Source organism: Tateyamaria sp. ANG-S1, assembly GCF_000814025.1.
Classification (GTDB): domain Bacteria; phylum Pseudomonadota; class Alphaproteobacteria; order Rhodobacterales; family Rhodobacteraceae; genus Tateyamaria.
The window spans coordinates 1-3,428 of the sequence record NZ_JWLL01000018.1; the positions used below are offsets into that span (position 1 = coordinate 1).

The following is a 3,428-nucleotide window of genomic DNA, read 5'->3' on the forward strand; positions in this document are numbered from 1 at the left end:
TCGATTTGCTGGGGTGAGGCGGGGCTTTTAAGGCTGTGCCAAAGATGTGCACTGATCGACCTCCGTCCATCATCCCTAAAAAGCCGCTCCTCCCAAAAATTGGTCTTGCACGCATATCCTACGGTTCCGTAGGGTAATATGGATTGCGCCAATTACACTGCATCATAAAACATTCAAAAGCAGCTCAGACATGCATTGTATCAGGCATTGAACTTCGGGGGATAGATCATGACCACATTCACACTTATCGGGACTAATACCGGCTTTTTTGGTGATGCATTTTTTCGGAATAATGACTCATTTGAGATCGATATCCTGTTTGCCTCATCGACCACTGTCATTGCGACCAACCCTGACACCGGGATCACGACCACCGTCACCGGATCGGGCTTTGCTTTTTCCAGCGCGCAAGAGCCTATCGCAGGCACCGTGACAGGCCTGTCGATGTCGAGCGCAAACGGAACCGTACTGGAAGGGACAGTCACCGGGATCAATTGGGATTTCGTGACCTTGGTTGCAGCCCTGGATGCGGTAACCTCTGACAATCTGCAGCCCATTGCTAACCTGCTGAATGCAGGTGGCCCGATCACTGTCGATGCCAGTATGGCCCAGGGCGGGCTGGACATGTTCGAACTCTTGGACTTTGATCTCGTTCCCCTGATCACCCAGCCCGTGACAATACGGGGTTCCGGGTTTTTCGACGAGCTCTTTGGCGGTGTTGGCAACGACTTCATCGATGCAGGCGCCGACAATGGCGGATTTGACGGTGACAATATCGAGATCACGCTGGGCAATGACACGATCGATTTTTCGGGTGTGTCCAGTACCTCGTTCCAGGGGCTCGATTTCGAGGATTTCGTTGACGGGGCCGTCACCTTCAACGTCGACGCAGTGGCCAATACCGGCACCGTGACGGGCACAGGGTTCACCACGACCCTAATCGACCCGCGCCGCATCATGGAAGCCGACGGGCTCGGGCTCGAAGGCAGCGAGGTCAATGACGTCTTCAATGTCACCAACACCGCAGACGGCTGGTTCGACCTGCGCGGCAACGAAGGCAATGACACGTTCAACCTCACGCTGAACAGCGGCGCCCGGCTCAGCTACCACCAAGGGTCATTCACCACCCCCGCATCTGGCGTCCCGTCAGCGGGCCTTATCGTGGACCTCAGCACCGGCATCGTCAGCAATGACGGCTTCGGTGGGCAGGACACGATCAACATCCTGGGCGGCGACGGACGGCTGGAAATCCGGGCCACCGACAACAATGACAGCATCACCGGATCGGACCGGAACGAAAGCTTCATCACCGAACAGGGCGATGACACCGTCAATGGCGGCGGCGGGTTCGACCGGGTGCGCTATGATCGATCGGGCGTGGACGCGGTCAACGTAGATTTGGGCGCAGGTACAGCGACAGGCACCTGGGACGGGATCGGCTTTACCGATACGCTGATCTCAATCGAACATATCCGCGGCTCGCGCCAGGGCGACGACACGTTGACCGGATCCGGCGCGGACGAGCAGCTGGAAGGGCGCGGCGGCGATGACAGCATTATCGGTGGCGCAGGCAATGACCGGCTCGAGGGCGATGAAGGCAACGATACCCTGCGTGGCGGCGACGGGCGCGATACGCTTTACGGCGATGATGGCAATGACCTGCTGGATGCCTCGGGCGGAGATGCCAGTACGCAAGGGTTTGGCGATTTCATTCGCGCTGGCTTGGGCAACGACACGATCCTGGGCCATGCCGGGCACTGGGCAGAAGGCGAAGGGGCCGACATCAGCTATGCCAATATTGGTGGCATTGGTGGCCTGACCATCACGTCCGGGCTCAACGGCACAGGCACCGTTGTATCAGGTGACGGTCGGGTGAACGACACGTTCACCTTTATCCACTATTTCCAGGGCTCGCAGGATGCGGACATGATCACTGGCGCCGCCGAAAACCGCTGGGAAGGATTTGAGGGTAACGCAGGCAACGATACCATCGATGGTGGCGGCGGCGATGCACAGGTCGGCTACAACAACGAACATTATGAAGGCGGAACCAGCGGTATCACCGCCAATCTGGGCTCAGGCAATCAGGCCACAGCCGTCGGCACCGTGCTCGACACGTTTGGCAACACTGACACTCTTTTGCAGATCAACCAGGTCCAAGGGTCCGTTTTCAATGACTTCATTGATGCAGCGGGGCGTATCGACAATATCCGCCTTGAAGGCAATGACGGCAACGACACCTTGCAAGGTGGTCAGGGCAACGATGAATTCCTGGGAGGCGACGGCACCGATACCGCCATCATTTTCGCAGATGTAAACAGCATCACTGTGACCACCACGGGCAATGGTTTGGATGTCCAGTCCAGTCAAGGCTTTGACTTTATCGAAGACACCGTTGAAATTATCCAATTCAACAATGGCAGCTCGCTCACCTTTGCCCAACTGCAGGCATTGGCCAGCGGTGGTGATATTTTTGGGGACGAGAACGACAACAATCTGGTCGGTGGCGCAGCAGATGACCGTATCGTCGGCCTTGCCGGCAACGATACGCTGAACGGAGGTGGCGGCGAAAACCAGCTCGAGGGGGGCTTGGGAGACGACCTGTTCATCGTATCTTCAGAAAGCTTCTTTGATTTCATCATTACTGGGCTTGGTAATGACACTGTCGATCTGACCAATGCCACCAGCTTTGCTGATATCGCGGTGCAGGAAGGGACAGGTCCAGCTACTATTACCGTGGATGTCGTGAATGACATTTTCAACATCGTGAACGGCACCGACGGCACTACCACAGTGCTGGGTGGGCGCAGCGTGATCATCGCACCTGAAGGCGGGATGTTCGTGCTCGGTGGCAGCGGAAATGACACGTTCAATATCACCCAGGCTGACAATGGGTTCCTGGGCCTGCTCGGGACGGAAGGGGATGATACTTTCAACTTGCTTAACGGGACCGGGGGCACAATCCGTCTAGACTATCGCGACGGCGCTGCAACCAATGGGATTGTAGCCGACCTAAATACTGGGATCATCCAGGATGGTTATGGCGATCAAGACACGATCACGGGTCTGGAGAACCTGACCGAACTGCGCGGTAGCCAGCTCAGTGACTCCATCACCGGCAGCGACCGGGATGAGCGGTTTATCCTGGAGCGCGGCATGGACACGCTGGATGCGGGCGAGGGCTTTGACCTGCTGCGCTATGACCGCAACCAAGTCGAAGCCGTCACCGTGGACCTCGAGGCAGGCACGGCCTCAGGCGTTTGGCGCGGCGAGGCGTTCACGCATTCCTTCACAGGTGTTGAAGCGGTCCGCGGATCACGCGATGACAACGACACCCTGATGTCTGGTAACGGCATCGATGCGCTACTTGATGGGCGCGGTGGCAACGACCGTCTTGTCGGAGCAAACGGCAATGACACGCTTTTGGG

1 protein-coding gene is annotated in these 3,428 nt (G+C 57.4%); it reads left to right on the forward strand.

The genetic code is table 11. The annotated features are described in order from the left end of the window. Positions 1-228: 228 nt before the first annotated feature. Positions 229-3,428 (forward strand): calcium-binding protein (locus RA29_RS23340; protein WP_039689521.1); only part of this gene is annotated, 3,200 nt, incomplete at its 3' end.